Genomic DNA, 17,756 nt, shown 5'->3' with positions numbered 1-17,756 from the left:
GGTCACACCACGACGACGGTGGTGCCCACCGGGGCGAAGCGCCACAGCGCGATCGCGTCGGTGCGCCGCTGGCGGATGCAGCCGTGGGACTGCGGCGTGCCCAGGTCGGCGACCGACTGGAGCAGGTGACCGTCCTTGATCGGGATGTCGTGGAACCCGATCGCGGCGTTCTGCCCGTGGGCGAAGCGGACGAAGTACTTCATCGTGCCGGAGTCGTCGATGCCCCACGCCTGCTCGGAGCGCGAGTAGACCGCGTAGGTGCCCGGCGCGAGGTTGTCGGTGACGCTGCCGCTGACCGGGTAGGTCCGCCGCACCCGGTCGTGCGCGCCGACCAGCCACACCCGCTGGCGGTTCTGGCTGAACACGATCCGCCGGCCCTCGCCGGAGCGCAGCGGCAGCGCGGCGTCCCGCGTGGTCCGGTCGCGCACCTCGACGGCGTCGGGGCTGCCCGGGCTGCTGATCCCGCTGTGGGCGCGCCCGGGGCGCAGCGCCACGGCGGCCGGCCGGTCGGCCGCCCGGTCCGGGCCCTGCGGTCCCCGGGTGGTCGCGCTCGGCGGGGTCGTCGGGCTCGGCGCCGCGATCAGGTGGCCCGCCCGCGCGGCGGCCGGGTGGTCGGTGGCGGCGGAGGGCAGGATGCCGGTCCCGCCGAGCACGGCGACCAGCGTGACGGTCGCCGAGGAGCCGAGCACGGCCATCCGCCCGTAGCGGGCCCGGGTCTGCTGCTCACGGTGACGCCCCACGGCTCAGCTCCTCCTCGTCGACGCCTTGCGCGCGGCGCGGCGCGGCCGCGTGCTCCGCTCGACCAGGTTGGCGGCCACCTCGCGGTAGGCCTGGGCGCCCTTGTTGCTGCGGTTGGTGGCCAGGATGGACCGGCCCGCGGCGGGCGCCTCGGCGAACTTGATCGTCTTGGGGATCGGCGGCTCCACGACCTCGAGGTCGTAGGTGTCGCTGATCGTCTCCAGCACCGTGCGCGCGTGGTTGGTGCGGCCGTCGTACAGCGTCGGCAGCACGCCCCACACCTCGAGCCGGCGGTTGGTGAACCGGCGTACGTCGTGGACCGTGTCGAGGAGCTGGCCCACCCCACGGTGCGAGAGGGTCTCGCACTGCAGCGGCACCAGGACGCCGTCGGCGGCGGTGAGCGCCGCGACGGTCAGCACGCCGAGCGAGGGCGGGCAGTCCAGCAGCACCCAGTCGTAGAACTCGTCGGCGAGGTCCTCCTCCAGCCCCTCGAGCACCGACTTCACGACATGCTCGCGCCCGGTGCGGGTCAGCAGCTCCGCCTCCGCGCGGGCCAGCTCGATGGTCGCCGGCAGCAGGTCGACCCCGTCCTCGGTCTCGATGATCACCTCGGTGGGGTCGAGGCCCTTGGTGAGCACGTGGTGGACCGAGAGCTCGAGGTCCTCCGGGTCGATGCCCAGGGAGAAGGTCAGGCAGGCCTGCGGGTCGAGGTCGACGAGCAGCACCCGGTGGCCCAGCTCGGCGAGCGCGGCGCCCAGCGACGCGACCGTGGTCGTCTTGGCGACGCCGCCCTTCTGGTTGGCGACCGCGAGTGTGGTGGTCATCGGTCGACATCATGCCCGACCGGCTTGCCCGAATCGCGGCGACACCTGTTTGCTTGGCCACATGTCTGAGACGCGACCCCTCCCCGGCACCGCCCTGGTGACCGGCCCGACCGCGGGCATCGGCCACGCCTTCGCGGTGCAGCTGGCTCGCCGCGGGCACGACCTGGTCCTCGTCGCCCGCGACGAGGAGCGGCTCGAGGCGGTCGCCGCCGAGCTGCGGTCGGCCTACGGCGTGGCCGTCGAGGTGCTCGCCGCCGACCTGGTCGACCGCGCCTCGCTGGCCCGGGTCGAGGCCCGGCTGGCCGACCCCGACCGACCGGTCGACCTGCTGGTCAACAACGCCGGCTTCGGGCTGAGGAAGCGCTTCCTCGACAACACCGTGGACGCGGAGAACGCGATGCTCGACGTCCTGGTGACCGCGGTGCTGCGGCTCAGCCACGCCGCGCTCGGCCCGATGGTCCGGCGCGGTCACGGCGGGATCATCAACGTCTCCAGCGTCGCGGCGTTCCTCCCCCGCGGCACCTACAGCGCCGCCAAGGCCTGGGTGAACAGCTTCGGCTCCTGGGCCGCCGCGGAGTACCGCCCCCGCGGTGTGCGCGTGATGACGCTGTGCCCCGGCTTCACCCGCACCGAGTTCCACGAGCGGATGGACGTCCGCCGCGACTCCGCGCCGTCCTTCATGTGGCTCGACGTCGACGACCTGGTCGCCGAGGCGCTCGCCGACTTCGACCGCGGCCGGGCGCTGTCGATCCCGAGCAAGCGCTACAAGGCGGTCGCCACGGTCGCCCGGCTGGTCCCGCGCGGCCTCCTGCAGCGGTTCCAGGCCGTCGGCCGGAAGTAGGCCGGCAGCGCGAGAGGGCGCCCCGGGGCGCTCCCGGGTGCCCGGTCAGCCCTCGCCGGCGATGAACGCGCGGACCGCGTCGGCGACGAGCTGGACCGCGATCGCGGAGAGCAGCAGGCCGGAGATCCTGGTGACCAGCAGCACCCCGCCCTCGCGGATCAGGCGCAGGATCGGCAGCGAGAAGCGCATCGCGGCCCACAGGCACACGTGCACGGCGACGACCCCGAGGCCGACCGCCAGGAACTCCGGCCCGCTGTGGACCTGCCGGGAGAACACCATCGTGGCCACGATGGCGCCGGGGCCGGCCAGCAGCGGCGTGCCCAGTGGCACCAGGGCGACGTTGGAGCCGACGGACGCGGTGGGCTCCTTCTCCTGGTCGGTCAGCAGCTCGAGCGCCACCAGCAGCAGCAGCAGGCCGCCGGCGCACTGCAGCGCGGGCAGCGAGATGTCGAGGTAGCCCAGGATCTGCTGGCCGAAGAACGCGAAGATCGCGATCACCAGGAAGGACACCGCGACCGCCTGCCAGGCGTACTTCCGCGCCGTGGCCGCGGACCGCCCGGAGGTGAGGGACAAGAAGATCGGGATGGTGCCGATCGGGTCCATGATCACGAACAGCGTCACGAAGACCTCGGTGAGCAGCAACGTGTCGATCACCGCGCTCACCCGCCCACCACCTGCGGGGTCTCCCGGCCGGAGCGGGCGGCCGCCCGGCCGGCGAGCTCCAGCAGCCGCTCGAGCTGGTCGGGGGCGGTGGTGTTGCAGCCCAGCTCGTGGTCGACCTTGCCGGTGCCGTGGTGGTCGCTGGAGCCGGTGGCCACCAGGTCGAGGTTGCGGGCGATGGCCCGCAGCCGCTCGCGCGCGTCCTGGTCGTGGTCCTGGTGGTCCACCTCGATCCCGGTCAGGCCGACCTCGGCGAGGCCGGCGATCGTGGCCTCGTCGGGCTCCTGCCGACCGTGCCGTCCCCACGGGTGCGCGATCACGCTGACCCCGCCCGCGGCGTCGATGATCGAGAGCATCCGCTCCAGGGGCGCGGCGTACCGGTTGGCATAGGCGGGCCGACCCGCGCTCAGGTAGCGGCGGAACGCCTCGGAGCGGTCCGCGACCACCCCCAGCTCGACCAGGGCGTCGGCGACGTGCGGCCGCCCCGCGGCGACCGCGTCGCCCGCGACCCGGTCCACGTCCTCGTCGCCGATGTCGATGCCGAGCTCGCGCAACCGCTCCAGCATCACCGGCAGCCGCGAGCTGCGGCCCTCCAGGATCCGGTCGAGCTCGGCGACCAGCGCCGGATGGGTGGGGTCGGGCAGGTAGGCGAGCAGGTGCACCCCGCGCCCGTCGTGACGGGTGCTGATCTCCATCCCCGGCACCAGCGCGATCCCGCACCGGGTGGCGGCCGCGGCGGCCTCGGCCCAGCCCTCGGCGGTGTCGTGGTCGGTGAGCGCCAGCACGTCCAGGCCCGCGGCCGACGCCGCCCGGACGAGCTCCTCCGGGCTCTGCGTGCCGTCGCTGGCCCGCGAGTGGGTGTGGAGGTCGATACGCACGGTCCGAATGCTAGGAGGTGGAGGGGGCTCCCGCGGATTCCGCGGGGGTGCCAGACTCGCCACATGAGCGCCGGTTGGGGTCGCGTCGAGCGCGCCGACGCGGAGATCTGGTACTACGACACCGCCGAGGACAAGCCCATCGTGGTGCTCCTGCACGGGCTCGGCGGCTACGCCCTGGAGTGGGGCGCGACCATCGAGGCGCTGCGCGCCGACTGGTGCGTGATCTCGGTCGAGCAGCGCGGCCACGGCAGCAGCACCCGCCGCCCCGACGACGTCTCCCGGCGGGCGTACGTCGCGGACGTGCTCGCGGTCCTCGACGACCTGCAGGTCGACCAGGTGCCGGTGGTGGGCCAGTCGATGGGCGCCCACACCGCGATGCTGCTCGCCGCGTGGGAGCCGGCGCGGGTCGACCGGCTGGTCATGGTCGAGGGCGGGCTGGGCGGCGACACCGTCGCCGGGACCGGGGGGATCGGCGACTGGCTGGCCTCGTGGCCGGTGCCGTTCGCCGACCGCGAGGAGTTCCTCGCGTTCTTCGGCGCCACGCGGATGGTCGCCGAGGCCTGGGCCGACGGGCTCGAGGAACGCGCCGACGGGCTGTGGCCGCAGTGGGACGCGGCGACGCTGACCCGGGCGGTCGCGACGGTGCACGAGCGGGCCTTCCTCGAGGAGTGGTCCCAGGTGCGGGTGCCGACGCTGCTGGTGCGTGGCGAGCACGGCTCGCTCAGCGAGCGTGAGGTCGAGAGCATGTGCGCGCTGCGGCCGGACACCGAGGTGGTGACGGTGGCCGGCGCCGGCCACGACCTGCACCTCGAGGCCCCCGACGCGTTCCTGCGGGTGCTGACCCGCTTCCTCGTCCCCACCTCCTGACCCGGCGGCCTCACCAGAGCGGCGCGGCGCCCCCGAACGGCGTCTCCAGCAGCGGGGCACCGATCCGCGAGACGTCGCGCAGGATCCAGTCCTCGCGCAGCATCAGGATCGCCGAGGCGGGCCGCAGCACCAGCCAGAGCCAGCGCCCCTGGGCCTCCCCCGCGAGCACCGAGCGGTCCTGCTCGCCGTCGCCGGCGCTGATCGAGACCAGCCACAGCGGGACCACCTGGCTCTCGATCCGGATCCGCACGCTGGGCGATCCCTGGCCCACCTCGGGGCCGGGGTCGTCGTGGTCGATGCCCGCCAGCCGGGCGCCCAGCCCGGTGCCGGTCTCCTCGGCGACCACCACCACGTCCACCGGTCCGTCGAGCTCGCTGGGGCCCGCGGCGCAGGTCAGCGTCGCGGTGACCCGGCCGTCCTCGCCGACGACCGCGAAGTCGCTGACGCTCCAGCCCGGGCTCAGCGGCCAGGGCAGGTAGGTCGGGAAGCCGTCGGCGGCCAGCAGGTGCTCGGCGAACGCGTCGTACGACGCCTCCCGGGGTCGGCGCATCGGCTCGATCGGTCCGTGCTCGGGACACGACCAGCCGGCCGACCCACTGCGCGCGACCGGGGTCGAGCAGCGCGGACAGCCCACCTCGAGCGACATGCGACAACCGTGGAGGTGCGCGCGGCCGTCGTCAAGAGTTCCAGCGCAGGACCACCGGGGCCTCCCGCTCGTGGCCGAGCACCGACACGGTCGCGGTGTCGAGCCGGAACAACCGGCCGTCGGTGACCGGCAGGCCCAGCCACCGCGCGGCCAGCGCGCGCAGCGCGTGGCCGTGCCCGAAGACGAGCACCGGTCCGGCGGCACCGCCGACCCGCGCCACGACGCGGTCCAGCCGGGCGGCGACCTGCTCGGGGCTCTCGCCCCCCGGGGACGGGTGGGTCCACACCGTCCAGCCGGGCACGGTGCGCCGGATCTCCTCGGTGGTCACGCCCTCGTAGTCGCCGTAGGCCCACTCCACCAGGTCCTCGTCCACCTCGGCGTCCGGGAAGCCGGCGAGCTCGGCGGTGCGCTGCGCCCGCTGCCGCGGGCTGGTGAGCACCAGGGCGAACTCGGTGCCGGCCAGCCGCTCGGCCAGCGCCTTGGCGACCCGCTCACCGTCCGGGAGCAGCGGCAGGTCGGTCGTCGACGTGTGCCGGTGGTCCCGGCTCCACTCGGTCTCGCCGTGCCTGACCAGCCACACCTGCACCTCGCCCATGGTCGCGAGTCTGGCACGGGCGGCGGTGGAGGTCGTGCCACGATCGGCCCATGAGCACGCCTTCGGCCGCGGCGCCGGGCCGGGCCGGGCCGCTGCGCCGCGCCCGAGCCGCGACCGCGGCCGCCTTCGCGACCCAGGGGCTGGTCTTCATCAGCCTGACCACGCGGCTGCCGGACTTCTCCGACCGCTGGGCGCTCTCCGAGCTCGTGCTCTCCGGCCTGCTGCTGATGATGGTGCTGCTGGCCGGGGCCGGCTCGGTGGTCGCCGAGACCGTGGCCGCGCGCCGCGACAGCGCCACCCTGCTGCGCACCGGCCTGGGCCTGCTGGCGGTCTCGGTGCCGGTGCTCGCCACCGCGCCCGACCGGGCGGTCTTCGTCGCGGGCCTGGCGGTCTACGGCGTGGGGCTGGGCGTCGTCGACGCCTCCACCAACATGCAGGCGGTGGCCCTGGAGCACCGCTACGCGCGACCGATCCTGCCGTCGTTCCACGGCGCCTGGACGCTGGGCGGCGTGGTGGGGGCGGCCCTGGCGCTGGCCACCGCCTCGTTGCCGCTCCCGGCGCTCGCCGCGCTCGCGGCGGTCCCGGTGGCGGTGCTGCTGGCGCCGTTCCTGCGCCGCGACCACGGACCGACCCAGGCCGCGGCGGCGGTCGCGGTGCCGTGGCGTCCGATCCTGCTCGTCGGCCTGGGGATGGTGCTCTTCTACATGGTCGACACCGCGACCCAGACCTGGGGACCGCTGATGCTCGACCACACCTTCGCGACGCCCTCGGGGCTGGTGGCGCTGGCGACGTTCCCCTACCTGCTGGCCAGCGGCGCGGTGCGGCTCGCCGGCGACGGCCTGGTCGGGAGGTACGGCGCGGTGCCGGTGCTGCGGGTCGGCGCGGTGGTGGCGTCGGCCTCGCTCGCCGTGGTCGTCTTCGCGCCCACCTGGCCGGTCGCCGTGGTGGGGTTCACGGTGCTGGGTGCCGGCGTCGCCGTGATCGCGCCGCTGAGCTTCTCCGCCGCCGCCCGGCTGGCCGGTGGCCAGGACCTCGACCCGGCCCTGCGACAGGCCCGGGTCGACGCCGTGATCGCGCGGTTCAACCAGTTCAACTACGCCGGCGCGCTGCTCGGTGCGGTGCTCACCGGAGTGGTGGGCGCGGGCTCGTTGCGCCTCGGCTTCGCCGTACCGATGGTGCTGGTGCTGGGGATCCTGCCGCTGGCCCGCGCCTTCGCGCCCGAGGTCAGTGCACCCCGGCCATCAGGCGCCGGATCGGCTTCGTGAACGCGAGCAGGACGAGGCCGACGGCGATGGCGACCAGGCCGATGAAGAGGAAGTAGCCGCTCTCGTCGGTCGGGTCGTAGTAGCCCGCGAGCTTGCCCGCCATGGCCGTGCCGAGGGCCACCGAGAGGAAGTACAACGCCACCATCTGGGTGTGGAAGCGGCCGGGCGCCAGCTTGGTCGACAGCGACAGGCCGACCGGCGAGATCAGCAGCTCCGCGATGGTGAACAGCAGCAGGATGCCGACGATCGCCAGCAGCGGGGCGGCGTGCGCGCCGCTGGGGATGAGCAGGAAGGGCAGGAACGCCACCCCCATCACGACGGTGGCGACGCCGAACTTCACCGGCGTCGACGGCTGCCGCGACCCCCACTTGGTCCACAGCGCCGCGAACAGCGGCGCGAGGATGATGATGAAGACGGGGTTGATCGACTGCACCCACGAGACCGGCATCTGCCAGCCGAAGAGGTTCCGGTCCAGGCGCTTGTCGGAGTAGATCGCCACGACCGTGAACTGCTGCTGGTAGAGCGACCAGAAGACGGCGTTGGCGATGAACATCGGCACGAACGACCACACCCGGCTGCGCTCGACCCGGGTGATCTGCCGGCTGGAGAGGATCACGGCGAAGTAGGCGACCGAGGCCACGATCACGACCCCGACCACGATGCCGGCGAGGTGGGCGGCGGTGATCACACCGACGATGACCAGCACGGTGACGACGACCACCGCGACGACGGCGACGGCGGCGTAGCGGACCCGGGCGGCCGGCTCCAGCGGGTGCGGGACGTGGTGGGTCTCCTCGGGGAGGTTCTTGCGGCCGAGGGAGTACTGCACCAGGCCGACGAACATGCCGACGGCGGCCAGGCCGAAGCCGTAGTGGAAGCCCCAGCCCTTCTGCAGCAGGCCGGTCAGCAGCGGACCGACGAGCGCCCCGACGTTGATGCCCATGTAGAAGATGGAGAAGCCCGCGTCGCGCCGGCCGTCACCCTCGGCGTAGAGCGAACCGACCAGCGAGGTCGCGTTGGCCTTGACCCCCCCGGAGCCGAGGGCGATCAGGCCCAGGCCGACCCCGACCCCCGTGAGCCCGGGCAGCAGCGCGAGCGCGATGTGCCCGCACATGACCACGACCGCGGAGTAGAACAGCGTCCGCTCCGGCCCCATGACCCGGTCGGCGAACCAGGCGCCGAGGATGGTCGAGAGGTAGACGGCGCCGCCGTACGCCCCGACGATGCCGGTCGCCACCGAGGTGGTGATGCCGAGCCCGCCCTGGCTGGCGGAGTAGTACAGGTAGATCGCGAGGATGCCCTGCATGCCGTAGAAGCTGAAGCGCTCCCACATCTCCACGCCGAAGAGGTTGGCGAGGACACGCGGCTGGCCGAAGAAGCCGGAGTCGGCCGACCGCCGGGTGCGGGTCTCCCGCGTAGGGGTCTGCGTCGTCTCATTCTCGGAACTCACCCGCCGGACCGTGCCACAAAGCACGGGACGACACCAAAATCAACCCCCCGCTTGGGGGATGGACTCCTAGTCCTTCCGGGGGTCCCCCTGGGGGGTCTCCCCCGGCCAGTTCTTGTCCGGCTGCGGCACGGGACGACCGGGCTGCTCGCCCCCGCGCTGCTCGAGGTAGTTCTGCTTCGGCACCATCACCTTGCGGCGGAACACGCAGACGACCTTGCCGTCCTGGTTGTAGCCGATGGTCTCTACGTGGACCACGCCGCGGTCGTCCTTCGAGGTGCTCTCCCACTTGTCCAGCACCCGGGTCTCGCCGTAGAGCGTGTCGCCGTGGAAGGTCGGCGCGACGTGGCGCAGCGACTCGATCTCGAGGTTCGCGATCGCCTTGCCGGAGATGTCCGGCACGCTCATGCCGAGCAGGATCGAGTAGACGTAGTTGCCGACCACGACGTTCTTCTCGAACTGCGTGGTCTCCTCGGCGTAGTGGGAGTCCAGGTGCAGCGGGTGGTGGTTCATCGTCAGCAGGCAGAACAGGTGGTCGTCGTACTCGGTGACCGTCTTGCCCGGCCAGTGCTTGTACGTCGCCCCGACCTCGAACTCCTCGTAGCTGCGACCGAACTGCATGCTCACTCCTCGATCCCTGGACGTTGCCCCGGACGGCTCGCGCCCATCGTGGCGGAAGTCGGCGGCGAGCGGGGGCGCGCGTGGGAAACCTCACGGTCGGCGTGCGGGACACGTCCCGGCGGGTCGCGCAGATCGCCTCGGAAGATCTGCGGCAGCTGCTGAGGCAGGCCCTCCGAGCTGTTCTGCGCCCTGCGCCTGCCCTCAGGAACCCCCGCCGCCGGCCTTGCGCCGGTGCATCTTCGGGGCGCCGCCCACGACCTCGGAGCCATGCGCCTTCTCCGGTGCCGGGGCGCCGTGAGGCACACCCTGGTCGTTCGACTTCTTCCGGTCCAGCGCCTCCTTCATCCGGGCCTTGAGGTCGTCGTTGGAGCCGTTCGTGCCACTGCTCTCGGGCATGTCTTCCTCCTCAGGTCTGTCCTGCCAGCCTCGCAGCCCGGCCCGGCTCGCGTCGAGGCAATTGTGCGAGGATGAGCCGTCCACGACCGTCGTCAGGAAGGCAGGCCGGTGGCCGAACGGCTGGTGCTGCACGTGGGGCTGATGAAGTCCGGCACGACCTTCGTCCAGGGCCGGTGCAACGCCAACCGGGAACGGCTCGCGGCGCAGGGCATCCTCTTCCCCGGCCCCAGCTGGGCCCGGCAGGTCCACGCCGTGCAGGACTTCCTGGAGATGGCGCACGCCCGTCCCGGCAAGTGGGCGGCCCTGCGCGAGGAGATCCAGGCTCATCCCGGGACCGCGATCTTGTCCATGGAGTACCTCGGGCCGATCCGGCCGGTGCGCATCCAGCAGCTGGTCGAGGAGTTCCCGGGGACCGAGCTGACCGTGGTCGTCACGCTGCGCGACCTCGGCCGCAACGTGCCCGCGATGTGGCAGGAGAGCGTCAAGAACCGCAAGACGTGGACCTGGGCGGAGTACGTCCACGGCGTCGAGCACGAGGACGACGAGGCCGGCCGGCACTTCTGGAACCAGCAGGGCGCCGCGCGGGTCCTGCGGCGCTGGGCCGAGAGCATCGGCGTCGACCACGTCGTCGTGGTCTCCGTGCCGCCCCCGGGCGCGCCGCCGGAGCTGCTGTGGGAGCGCTTCTCGGAGGCGGCCGGGATCAAGCCCGACACCTGGGACGACGCGCCGCGCGCGAACGAGTCCCTGGGCGCGGCCTCCGCGGTGCTGATGCGCCGGCTCAACACCGAGCTCGCCGGCCTGTCCCGCCGGGACTACACCCGCCGGGTGAAGGCGTTCGCCAAGCACACGCTGGTCCGGCACAAGGGCGAGGAGGAGCCGATCGGCTTCGCCGTTCCCCGGTGGCTGCGCAAGCGCTCCGGCGACGAGAGCAGGAGGATCGCCAAGCTCGGCGTCCCCGTCATCGGCGACCTCGCCGACCTCGAGCCCCTCGACGTCCGTGGTGTCGACCCGATGGCGGTCACGGCGGAGCAGGAGCGGGAGGCCGCCCTCGCCGGGCTGACGGTGCTGCTCCGCGACGGCGACCGGGCGCTCAAGCGTCGCGACCGCGCGGGAGCCGGCCAGAAGAACGGCCAGGGCAACGGCCCGAAGAACGGCAAGAAGGCGGGCAAGCGCAAGGGCGGGAAGAAACAGCCCTGAGGCTGCCGCTTCCCGCCCTGGCGCGGCGTCGCGTGGTGGTCCCGCCCGGTCAGCCGAGCTTGTAGTCCTCGAGCAGCCGGCGGCCGATGATCATCTTCTGGATGTCGCTGGTGCCCTCGCCGATCAGCATGAACGCCGCCTCGCGGTAGAGCCGCTCGATCTCGTACTCCTTGGAGTAGCCGTAGCCGCCGTGGATGCGGAAGGAGTCCTCGACGACCTCGTTGCAGTACTCCGCGGCCAGCATCTTCGCCATGCCGGCCTCGACGTCGTTGCGCTCGCCCTTGTCCTTGAGCCGGGCGGCCTTGACCGTCATCGCGTGCGCGGCCTCGACCTTGGTCGCCATCTCCGCGAGCCGGAACATGATCGCCTGGTGCTGCGCGATCGGCTTGCCGAAGGTCTCCCGCTGCTGGGCGTAGGCGATGCCCAGCTCGAAGGCCCGCAGGGCGATGCCGCAGGCGCGGGCCGCGACGTTCACGCGGCCGACCTCCACGCCGTCCATCATCTGGTAGAAGCCCTTGCCGGGCTCCCCGCCGAGGATCTGGTCCGCCGAGATCCGGTGGCCCTCGAAGACCGCCTCGGTCGTGTCGACGCCCTTGTAGCCCATCTTGTCGATCTTGCCCGGGATGGTCAGGCCGGGAGCGGTCTCCCCGAAGCCCGGCTCCTTCTCGACGAGGAACGTCGTCATGTTCTTGTAGACCGAGTCGGCGCCCTCGTCGGTCTTCACCAAGGTGGCGACCAGCGTCGAGGTGGCCCCGTTGGTGAGCCACATCTTCTGGCCGGTGATCTCGTAGCCGTCGTCGAGCCGGGTGGCCTTGGTCTTGATCGCCGACACGTCCGACCCCAGCCCGGGCTCGGACATCGAGAACGCGCCGCGCACCTCACCGGTCGCCATCCGCGGGAGGTACTTGCGCTTCTGCTCCTCCGTGCCGTGGTGCATCAGCATGTACGCCACGATGAAGTGGGTGTTGATCACGCCGGAGACGCTCATCCAGCCCCGGGCGATCTCCTCCACGCACAGCGCGTAGGTCAGCAGCGACTCACCGAGCCCGTCGTACTCCTCGGGGATCATCAGCCCGAAGATGCCGAGCTCCTTGAGGCCGTCGACGATCTCCTGGGGATAGGTGTCGGCGTGCTCGAGCTCCGTCGCGACCGGAAGGATCTCCTTCTCGACGAAGCTCCGCACCGCCTTCAGGATCTCGTTCTGGTCCTCGGAGAGGCCCTCGGTCTCGCACAAGCGCATGGACGCCGCCTTCCGTCGGTCTGCGGGATGCGAGGGAGTCTAGGGCCGCCTCCGGCCCTCAGTGCCTGCTCGTGACGATCGTCACCGGGGAGGCTTGGTGGTGGGGTGCACGTCCATCGGGTGCGTCTCGCTCTTCCACAGGTGGTTGAACTGCGCGATGTACTGCCGGTAGGTCTTCGTGCTCGCGATGTGCAGGATCATCTCGTCGTTGCGGAACGACATCCGCGACCAGTTCTCCGAGCCCGTCCAGATCGAGTGGGTCGGCTTGCGGGCGTAGGTGCCGTTGATCGCCAGCACCTTCAGGTGCGAGTAGAAGTTGACGCCGCCCTCGTCGTTGTACTGCCAGTCGGCGCTGCGCATCGGGATGTGTGCGGCGGCGAGGATCTTGCGGACGCCGGCACCCGACCTGCTCAGGACCGCCTTGACGTCGCAGCCGTGCCGCTGCATCGCGGCGACCCGGTCGGCGAGGTACTTGCCCCGGTCGTTCTGCCAGGCGTACATCATGATCCGCACGACCGTGTGGCCCTTGATGCCCGCGCCCTTGACCGCCTGGCAGCGGACCCTCTTCAGCCGCTGGTTGACCGGGTCGTCCTCGGGAGCCGGCGCCTTCATGGCGGGCTGGGACCGCACGCTGGAGCGCTGCTGGGCGGACTTGCGGTAGAACGTCGCGTCCATGCCGGTGCCGTTGTACTCCACCCAGCGCGGCGTGACCTTCTTGTCCAGCTTCAGCTGGTTGAACACGCCCACGAAGGTCGAGAACAGGTCCTTGTTGCCGATCTCGGTGAACAGGTCGTTCCACTGCAGGTTGACCGCGCGGTTGGTGGGGTTCGTGGAGCCGGTCATCAGCACGTCGCTGGCGGCGCCGGTCTTGGTGAAGGCGAAGACCTTCATGTGCAGGTTGCCCGGGCCACCGCGGCAGGAGCCCTGGCAGATCACCACGAAGTGCTTCTTGTGCGGGTTGTGGCCGAGCACGTGGCGCAGGTGCGTGGTGGCCCTCGACGTCCAGTTGTCGTTGACGACCATCTGGACGTGCACGCCGCGGTGGTGCGCCTTGATGAGGAGGTTCGCGATGTCCTTGCGGTCGAAGGAGTACGTCGCGATCCGGATCGTCTGGCCCTTGTGCGTGTGCCTGATCGCCAGGCCGAGACGGTGCATCAGGTTCGCCCGCTCGGCGGGCGACCCGACCGGGTTGTTGAACGCCGCGCCGGCCGCCGGCCGCCACGGGCTGGCCGACCGGGAGGCCACGGACGTGCCCGAGGCCGCGACACCGGGCTGGGCCGCGGTGACCGGGATCAGGATCGACAGGCCGACGGCGAGCGCCAGACCGAAACGTCGGAGCATGTGACAGGGCCTTCCCCAGATAACTGCAAAACGGCATCCATTGGAACACACGCGACACGAACATCACCCAGCCGCAGGCATCCCGGGCGTTTCAGCTGCGCTGCAGCAGCCTTCTCGCCCGGCGCGCGGCCCGACGCGGCAGCGAGGCCCGGGCCGGAGCGGCCTGCGCGGCGGCCCGCCGGCTGCGGAGTCGGTCCATCTGACCGGTGAGCACGGTGGCCAGCGCCGCGCTGGCGGCGTCGGCCACCTCGTCCCCGGAGGGCTCCGGCGACCGGTCCGCGAACGCCGAGCCCGTCGGCAGCAGGTCGGCGAGGTCACCGACGACGTCGTACCCGCCCTCGGCGATGTGGTCGACGTAGCGCCGGGAGACCGCGGTGCACCAGGGCTCCAGCGACCGGGGCATCTTCACCTTCTCGCCGCCGCCGTCGCCGAGCACGCGGACGGCCAGGTAGCGCTTGCCGATGTCGCCGTAGACGTCACGACGGCGGTGGCTGCGGTCGAGGTTGGCGTTGACGCGGCGCAGCACCTCGGCGTGCACGTGGCGGAGGGCGGAGTTGCTCTTGGCGACCTCGCGGTCCAGCTTCGCGGCGTCGACGCCGAGGACGCTGCAGAACCGCTCCAGCAGCAGCTCGGGGTCGCTGCCCGACGGCGGGACCGTCACCACGTGGATCCGCTCGGGCGGCACGAACTCGCGCCAGCGCTCGAGCACCGCGGCGACGTCCTTGTTGCGCCACAGCCGGCCGTTCGGCTTCCCCTCGTTCGCGCGAAGGCGGTCGAGGTAGTCGGGGAAGGTCTCCGACCCGCCACCCTGCAGCGTCTGCTGCCACGCCGAGGGGATCTGTCGGGCCAGGTCGCGCACGGTGACGACCACGTGGACCTCACGCCCCGCGCAGGCCTCCAGCAGCTCCCGGATCTGGCCTCGGTCGGCGGGCGCCAGCGACTCCTCGCTGATCAGCGCGCGGCCGGAGGTGGCCCGCGCGAGCGCCGCGGGCAGCCGGTCCAGCGCCGCGGCCACGGCCGGCGGGTCGAACTCCGCGTTGTAGCGGCCCCGGACGCGCAGCATCAGCCAGAACGTGTCGCGCTTGGACCGCGGCACCATGTCCAGGCCCTGCTCGCGCAGCGCGTCCTGGCTCTGCCAGAAGATGCTCTGGAGGTACGACGTGCCCGTCTTCTGCAGGCCGATGTGGAGGAACAGCGGGTCGCCGGGCATGCGCGCCATCCTAGAGGTCACGGGCGGGGCGGACGGAGCCGGCGTACGGCGTCCCCGAGCCGGCCGCGCAGGCCGCCGTCCCGGGCCGCCGCGACCTCCCGGGCCGCCGCGGCCACCCGGGCCGCCTCCTGCTTGCGCAGCTCGGTGTTCTCCCGGCGGAAGCGGCGCACGTCGGTCATCAGCCCGGCGATCGTCCCGACCGCCGCGTCGAGCAGCTCGGCGTCGGTGACCGACGCCGGGTGGCGCAGCTCGGGCAGCTCCTCGGGCACCAGCAGCCGCTCGAGGTCGCCGTGGACGGTGAACCCGGCGTCGCGGACGTGGGCCACGGCCCGTTCGGCGCTCGCGCGCAGCTCGGCGACCCGCTCCCCCGACGGCAGGAACCGTTCACCCCGGCGCGGCACCAGCTTGCCCTGGCTCAGGTAGCTGCGGATCCAAACGCCCCGGTCGATCGCGGCGGTGAACCCGTCGAGCTCTCGCCCGATCCGGCGCAGCAGCTCGACCTCGACCACGCCCAGCGAGCCGTTCTCCCGCGCCCGGGTCGTGGTGAAGCCGGTCGCGTCGACGCCCAGGATCGCGGCGAACTCGTGCAGCAGCGCCTCCCGCGGCGCGTCGGAGCCGGGGACCACCAGGACGTGCACCCGCTCCGGGGGCAGCCCGGGGGCCCAGCGCCGGAGCACGCCCTCGAGGTCGATGGCCGGCCAGCCCCACTCGTCCCAGGGGTCGGTCGGGGGCGGGAACTCGTCGAGGTCGGCGCCCGCGAAGCCGTGCTTGACGTACTCCTGCCAGTAGCTGGTCGCGACCGTCAGCACGTCGCGCGCGGTGACCACGAGGTGCACCTCGACCTCGCCGCCCGCCTCGATCGCCGCGAGCGCCGCGGACGCCTGCGCGGCGGTGGCGGCGCCGAAGAACTCGTGGCTGACCAGGCCGGTCCCGGCCCAGTCCCCGAGCTGCGCCAGCAGCTGCGACCACGAGGACGCGACCGCCGGCTGGCGGTTGGCGACACCGGGGTGCTCCCGCACCACCATGCTCGCCCACATGTGCTGCCGCGGCGACCGCCCGGGGTAGAGCAGGTCCTGCTCGGCGAGCGCGGCCCGGTTCGCCCAGAGCAGCGACTGCAGGTAGGTGGTCCCGGTCTTGGGCAGTCCCGGGTGGACGAAGACCCGACGCGCCACCGGTTCAGAGGCTCCCGTGGTAGCGCTCGAGGAGCGCCTGCACCTTCTCGTCGTCACCCTGGGCGAGCGGCACCAGCAGCTCGGTGACCACGTCGGTCAGCTCCGCGACCCGCAGGTTGACCGCGCGGCACTCCTGGACCTCGGCCTCGAGCTCCTCGACCCGGCGGCGGAGGTCGGCCACCGAGGACGAGCCGATCCGGCCCCTGACCGCGTTCAACAGGCTGTTGCTTGGCATGGTGCTCACCGACTCCACTGGGCGACGATCCGACAGACCCGGGACGAGTCCGGGCCGGAGCCTACGGGCAGGACCTCCTGCTCGACGACCTCGGCCCCGTGCGCCTCCAGCTCGGTCCTGACCTTGCGCGGCGACCGGACCTCGAGGTGCCGCTCCTGGGCGTACCCGTCCCGGCCCTCGCGGCACAGGAACTCCAGGTAGAGGCGCCCGTCCGCGGCGTCGCCGTCTTTCAGCGCCATCTTCGCGAGCAGCCACAGCTGGTCGCGGCCGGCGCGCGTCAGCACGTCCACGACGTGGCGCGCGACGACCACCCGGTCGCCGGGCATCCGGGCGATGCGGGCGCCGGTGACCGCCACGTGGCGCAGCTCGTAGAGGTTGCAGGTCCAGAAGCTCGCGGGGTTCGCGGACCCCAGCTCCGCGTCCAGCGCCCGCGCCTGGGCCCGGAAGGCCCGCGGGTGCACGTCGACGCCGAGCGAGGGCACGCCGCGGCGGGCCATCAGCGCCACGTCGCGCCCGCGACCGCAGCCGATGTCGACGAACGCGCCGGGAGCGCGCTCCCGGTCCGAGACCCACTGCGCGAACGGCGAGGCCTTGCCCCGGGGCTTCCCGGGCGTCGCGTAGAGGCGGTCCCAGGTGGGGCGGCCCACGCGGATGCCGCGGAACCAGCCGTTCAGCCGGCGGTAGGTCGAGGACGGGGTGGCGAAGTGGAAGGCCGGGTCGGGGGTGCGCCAGGAGTCGCCGTACGTCGCGGCGAGGAGCCGGTCGGGATTCGCCGGCGCCGGGTACTCGCGCCCCTCGAGCGTGGTGGTGCCGAGCGGGAAGACCCAGTCGCGCTGGAACGGCGTACGGATCTCCCCCATCAGGTGGAGGTGGCCCTCGCGCATGAACCCGCCGAACACGTCGAGGCCGCGGACCGTCCCGTCGCTCTCCTGCACGTCGACCTTGAAGGCCGCGCCGGAGTAGCGGGTGATCGGGTAGCCCTCCTCGGCCAGCCGGCGCTGGATGCGGAAGGACTCCAGCATGACGTCCGCCGGGTGCTCGTGGACGGAGACGTATCCCAGGTCGGCGTCGCTGTCGTGGCCGATGAGGCGACCGTCCCGGACCGCGCCCAGCAGCGTGCCGTAGGCCAGGAACGCGTCCACGCCCACCCGGCGCAGGGCCTCGAGCACGTCGTCGATCGCGTCGAGCAGCGGCCCGACGTGCTCGGCACTGCGGGTGTCGAAGGACTGCACGCGGCGCAGGTACTTGTCGAGGCTCAGCGGCTTGCCCTGCTTGGTGGCCACCGCGATCCGGTCCTCGCCGGCGCCGAGGTGGACCTCGTCGGCGAAGATCGCCTCCTCGCTGCCGTGCTCGGTCAGGGTCAGCTCGGTCCAGCCGTTGAGGAAGTCCCGCAGCGTCTCGGGCCAGGCGACGTGGAAGCCGGTCCCCCGCCGCTCGGCGTCCCTCGGCAGCCAGAACGACCAGATCCGCCGGCCGTCGAACAGGGCGTCGATGACGACCTCTCGGCCGGGGTCGCCGAGCAGGATCCCCTCGTCGTCGACGACGACCTCACTGGCCAGCACCGGGGCATCCTAGCCCAGCGC

At 72.5% G+C, this 17,756-nt stretch carries 19 protein-coding genes; 4 read left to right on the top strand and 15 right to left on the bottom strand.

What is annotated here, in order from left to right; all coding sequences use genetic code 11:
- Window positions 1-2: 2 nt before the first annotated feature.
- Window positions 3-740 (bottom strand): L,D-transpeptidase family protein, encoded by a 738-nt coding sequence (locus BJZ21_RS05350; protein WP_179662804.1) that lies wholly within the window; start codon window positions 738-740, stop codon window positions 3-5.
- A 3-nt stretch (window positions 741-743) separates the two neighbouring features.
- A complete protein-coding gene (locus BJZ21_RS05345; RefSeq protein ID WP_179662803.1) occupies window positions 744-1,562 on the bottom strand; it encodes a ParA family protein in 819 nt (272 codons plus the stop codon).
- 61 nt (window positions 1,563-1,623) lie between these two features.
- Between BJZ21_RS05345 and BJZ21_RS05340 the strand changes: the two genes are divergently transcribed.
- Entirely contained in the window at window positions 1,624-2,403 is a 780-nt protein-coding gene (locus BJZ21_RS05340; RefSeq protein ID WP_179662802.1) for an SDR family NAD(P)-dependent oxidoreductase, read from the top strand.
- A gap of 45 nt (window positions 2,404-2,448) precedes the next feature.
- Here BJZ21_RS05340 and BJZ21_RS05335 read toward each other — a convergent pair whose 3' ends face one another.
- Both BJZ21_RS05335 and BJZ21_RS05330 read right to left on the bottom strand, forming a co-directional pair.
- The gene (locus BJZ21_RS05335) at window positions 2,449-3,066 is read right to left on the bottom strand and encodes a MarC family protein (RefSeq protein ID WP_179662801.1); all 618 of its coding nucleotides are present in this window, start codon (window positions 3,064-3,066) and stop codon (window positions 2,449-2,451) included.
- Window positions 3,063-3,941, bottom strand: coding sequence for a PHP domain-containing protein (locus BJZ21_RS05330; RefSeq protein ID WP_179662800.1), 879 nt, complete (start codon window positions 3,939-3,941; stop codon window positions 3,063-3,065). The genes BJZ21_RS05335 and BJZ21_RS05330 overlap by 4 nt, the downstream gene beginning before the upstream one ends.
- A 63-nt stretch (window positions 3,942-4,004) precedes the next feature.
- Here BJZ21_RS05330 and BJZ21_RS05325 point away from each other — a divergent pair, with 63 nt between their 5' ends.
- On the top strand, window positions 4,005-4,808 hold the full coding sequence (locus tag BJZ21_RS05325; RefSeq protein ID WP_179662799.1) for an alpha/beta fold hydrolase: 804 nt from the start codon (window positions 4,005-4,007) through the stop codon (window positions 4,806-4,808).
- A 10-nt stretch (window positions 4,809-4,818) separates the two neighbouring features.
- Here the strand turns inward: BJZ21_RS05325 and BJZ21_RS05320 are convergent, their stop codons facing one another.
- Both BJZ21_RS05320 and BJZ21_RS05315 read right to left on the bottom strand, forming a co-directional pair.
- Window positions 4,819-5,454 (bottom strand): DUF6758 family protein, encoded by a 636-nt coding sequence (locus BJZ21_RS05320; RefSeq protein ID WP_246298453.1) that lies wholly within the window; start codon window positions 5,452-5,454, stop codon window positions 4,819-4,821.
- A 31-nt stretch (window positions 5,455-5,485) separates the two neighbouring features.
- A complete protein-coding gene (locus tag BJZ21_RS05315; RefSeq protein ID WP_179662798.1) occupies window positions 5,486-6,049 on the bottom strand; it encodes a histidine phosphatase family protein in 564 nt (187 codons plus the stop codon).
- A 50-nt stretch (window positions 6,050-6,099) separates the two neighbouring features.
- Here BJZ21_RS05315 and BJZ21_RS05310 point away from each other — a divergent pair, with 50 nt between their 5' ends.
- A complete protein-coding gene (locus BJZ21_RS05310; protein WP_179662797.1) occupies window positions 6,100-7,314 on the top strand; it encodes an MFS transporter in 1,215 nt (404 codons plus the stop codon).
- Here the strand turns inward: BJZ21_RS05310 and BJZ21_RS05305 are convergent.
- From BJZ21_RS05305 to BJZ21_RS05295, 3 genes are all read right to left on the bottom strand, one after another.
- Complete coding sequence (locus tag BJZ21_RS05305) at window positions 7,274-8,764, bottom strand: oligopeptide:H+ symporter (RefSeq protein WP_179662796.1); 1,491 nt, start codon at window positions 8,762-8,764, stop codon at window positions 7,274-7,276. The genes BJZ21_RS05310 and BJZ21_RS05305 overlap by 41 nt on opposite strands.
- Window positions 8,765-8,830: 66 nt before the next feature.
- Window positions 8,831-9,388, bottom strand: a complete 558-nt coding sequence (locus BJZ21_RS05300) for a MaoC family dehydratase (RefSeq protein WP_343051969.1) — start codon at window positions 9,386-9,388, stop codon at window positions 8,831-8,833.
- Between the two features lie 195 nt (window positions 9,389-9,583).
- Complete coding sequence (locus BJZ21_RS05295) at window positions 9,584-9,778, bottom strand: DUF5302 domain-containing protein (protein WP_179662795.1); 195 nt, start codon at window positions 9,776-9,778, stop codon at window positions 9,584-9,586.
- A gap of 108 nt (window positions 9,779-9,886) precedes the next feature.
- Between BJZ21_RS05295 and BJZ21_RS05290 the strand changes: the two genes are divergently transcribed.
- The gene (locus BJZ21_RS05290; protein WP_179662794.1) at window positions 9,887-10,975 is read left to right on the top strand and encodes a hypothetical protein; all 1,089 of its coding nucleotides are present in this window, start codon (window positions 9,887-9,889) and stop codon (window positions 10,973-10,975) included.
- 49 nt (window positions 10,976-11,024) lie between these two features.
- Here BJZ21_RS05290 and BJZ21_RS05285 read toward each other — a convergent pair whose 3' ends face one another.
- The 6 genes from BJZ21_RS05285 to BJZ21_RS05260 all read right to left on the bottom strand — a co-directional run bounded on the left by BJZ21_RS05285 (window position 11,025) and on the right by BJZ21_RS05260 (window position 17,735).
- Window positions 11,025-12,215: an acyl-CoA dehydrogenase family protein gene (locus BJZ21_RS05285; RefSeq protein WP_179662793.1), complete on the bottom strand. Its 1,191-nt coding sequence runs from the start codon at window positions 12,213-12,215 to the stop codon at window positions 11,025-11,027.
- Between the two features lie 81 nt (window positions 12,216-12,296).
- Complete coding sequence (locus BJZ21_RS05280) at window positions 12,297-13,556, bottom strand: phospholipase D-like domain-containing protein (RefSeq protein WP_179662792.1); 1,260 nt, start codon at window positions 13,554-13,556, stop codon at window positions 12,297-12,299.
- A 91-nt stretch (window positions 13,557-13,647) separates the two neighbouring features.
- Complete coding sequence (locus BJZ21_RS05275) at window positions 13,648-14,766, bottom strand: hypothetical protein (RefSeq protein ID WP_179662791.1); 1,119 nt, start codon at window positions 14,764-14,766, stop codon at window positions 13,648-13,650.
- 17 nt (window positions 14,767-14,783) lie between these two features.
- Complete coding sequence (locus BJZ21_RS05270) at window positions 14,784-15,938, bottom strand: hypothetical protein (protein ID WP_179662790.1); 1,155 nt, start codon at window positions 15,936-15,938, stop codon at window positions 14,784-14,786.
- A gap of 4 nt (window positions 15,939-15,942) precedes the next feature.
- Entirely contained in the window at window positions 15,943-16,173 is a 231-nt protein-coding gene (locus BJZ21_RS05265) for a DUF6752 domain-containing protein (protein WP_179665523.1), read from the bottom strand.
- Between the two features lie 5 nt (window positions 16,174-16,178).
- On the bottom strand, window positions 16,179-17,735 hold the full coding sequence (locus BJZ21_RS05260) for a class I SAM-dependent methyltransferase (RefSeq protein WP_179662789.1): 1,557 nt from the start codon (window positions 17,733-17,735) through the stop codon (window positions 16,179-16,181).
- Window positions 17,736-17,756: the final 21 nt, after the last annotated feature.

The sequence above is a fragment of the Nocardioides panaciterrulae genome (genome assembly GCF_013409645.1).
Taxonomy (GTDB): Bacteria; Actinomycetota; Actinomycetes; order Propionibacteriales; family Nocardioidaceae; genus Nocardioides; species Nocardioides panaciterrulae.
Note: the sequence above shows the minus strand (reverse complement) of the source record. Positions and strands in the feature narration are given on the sequence as shown.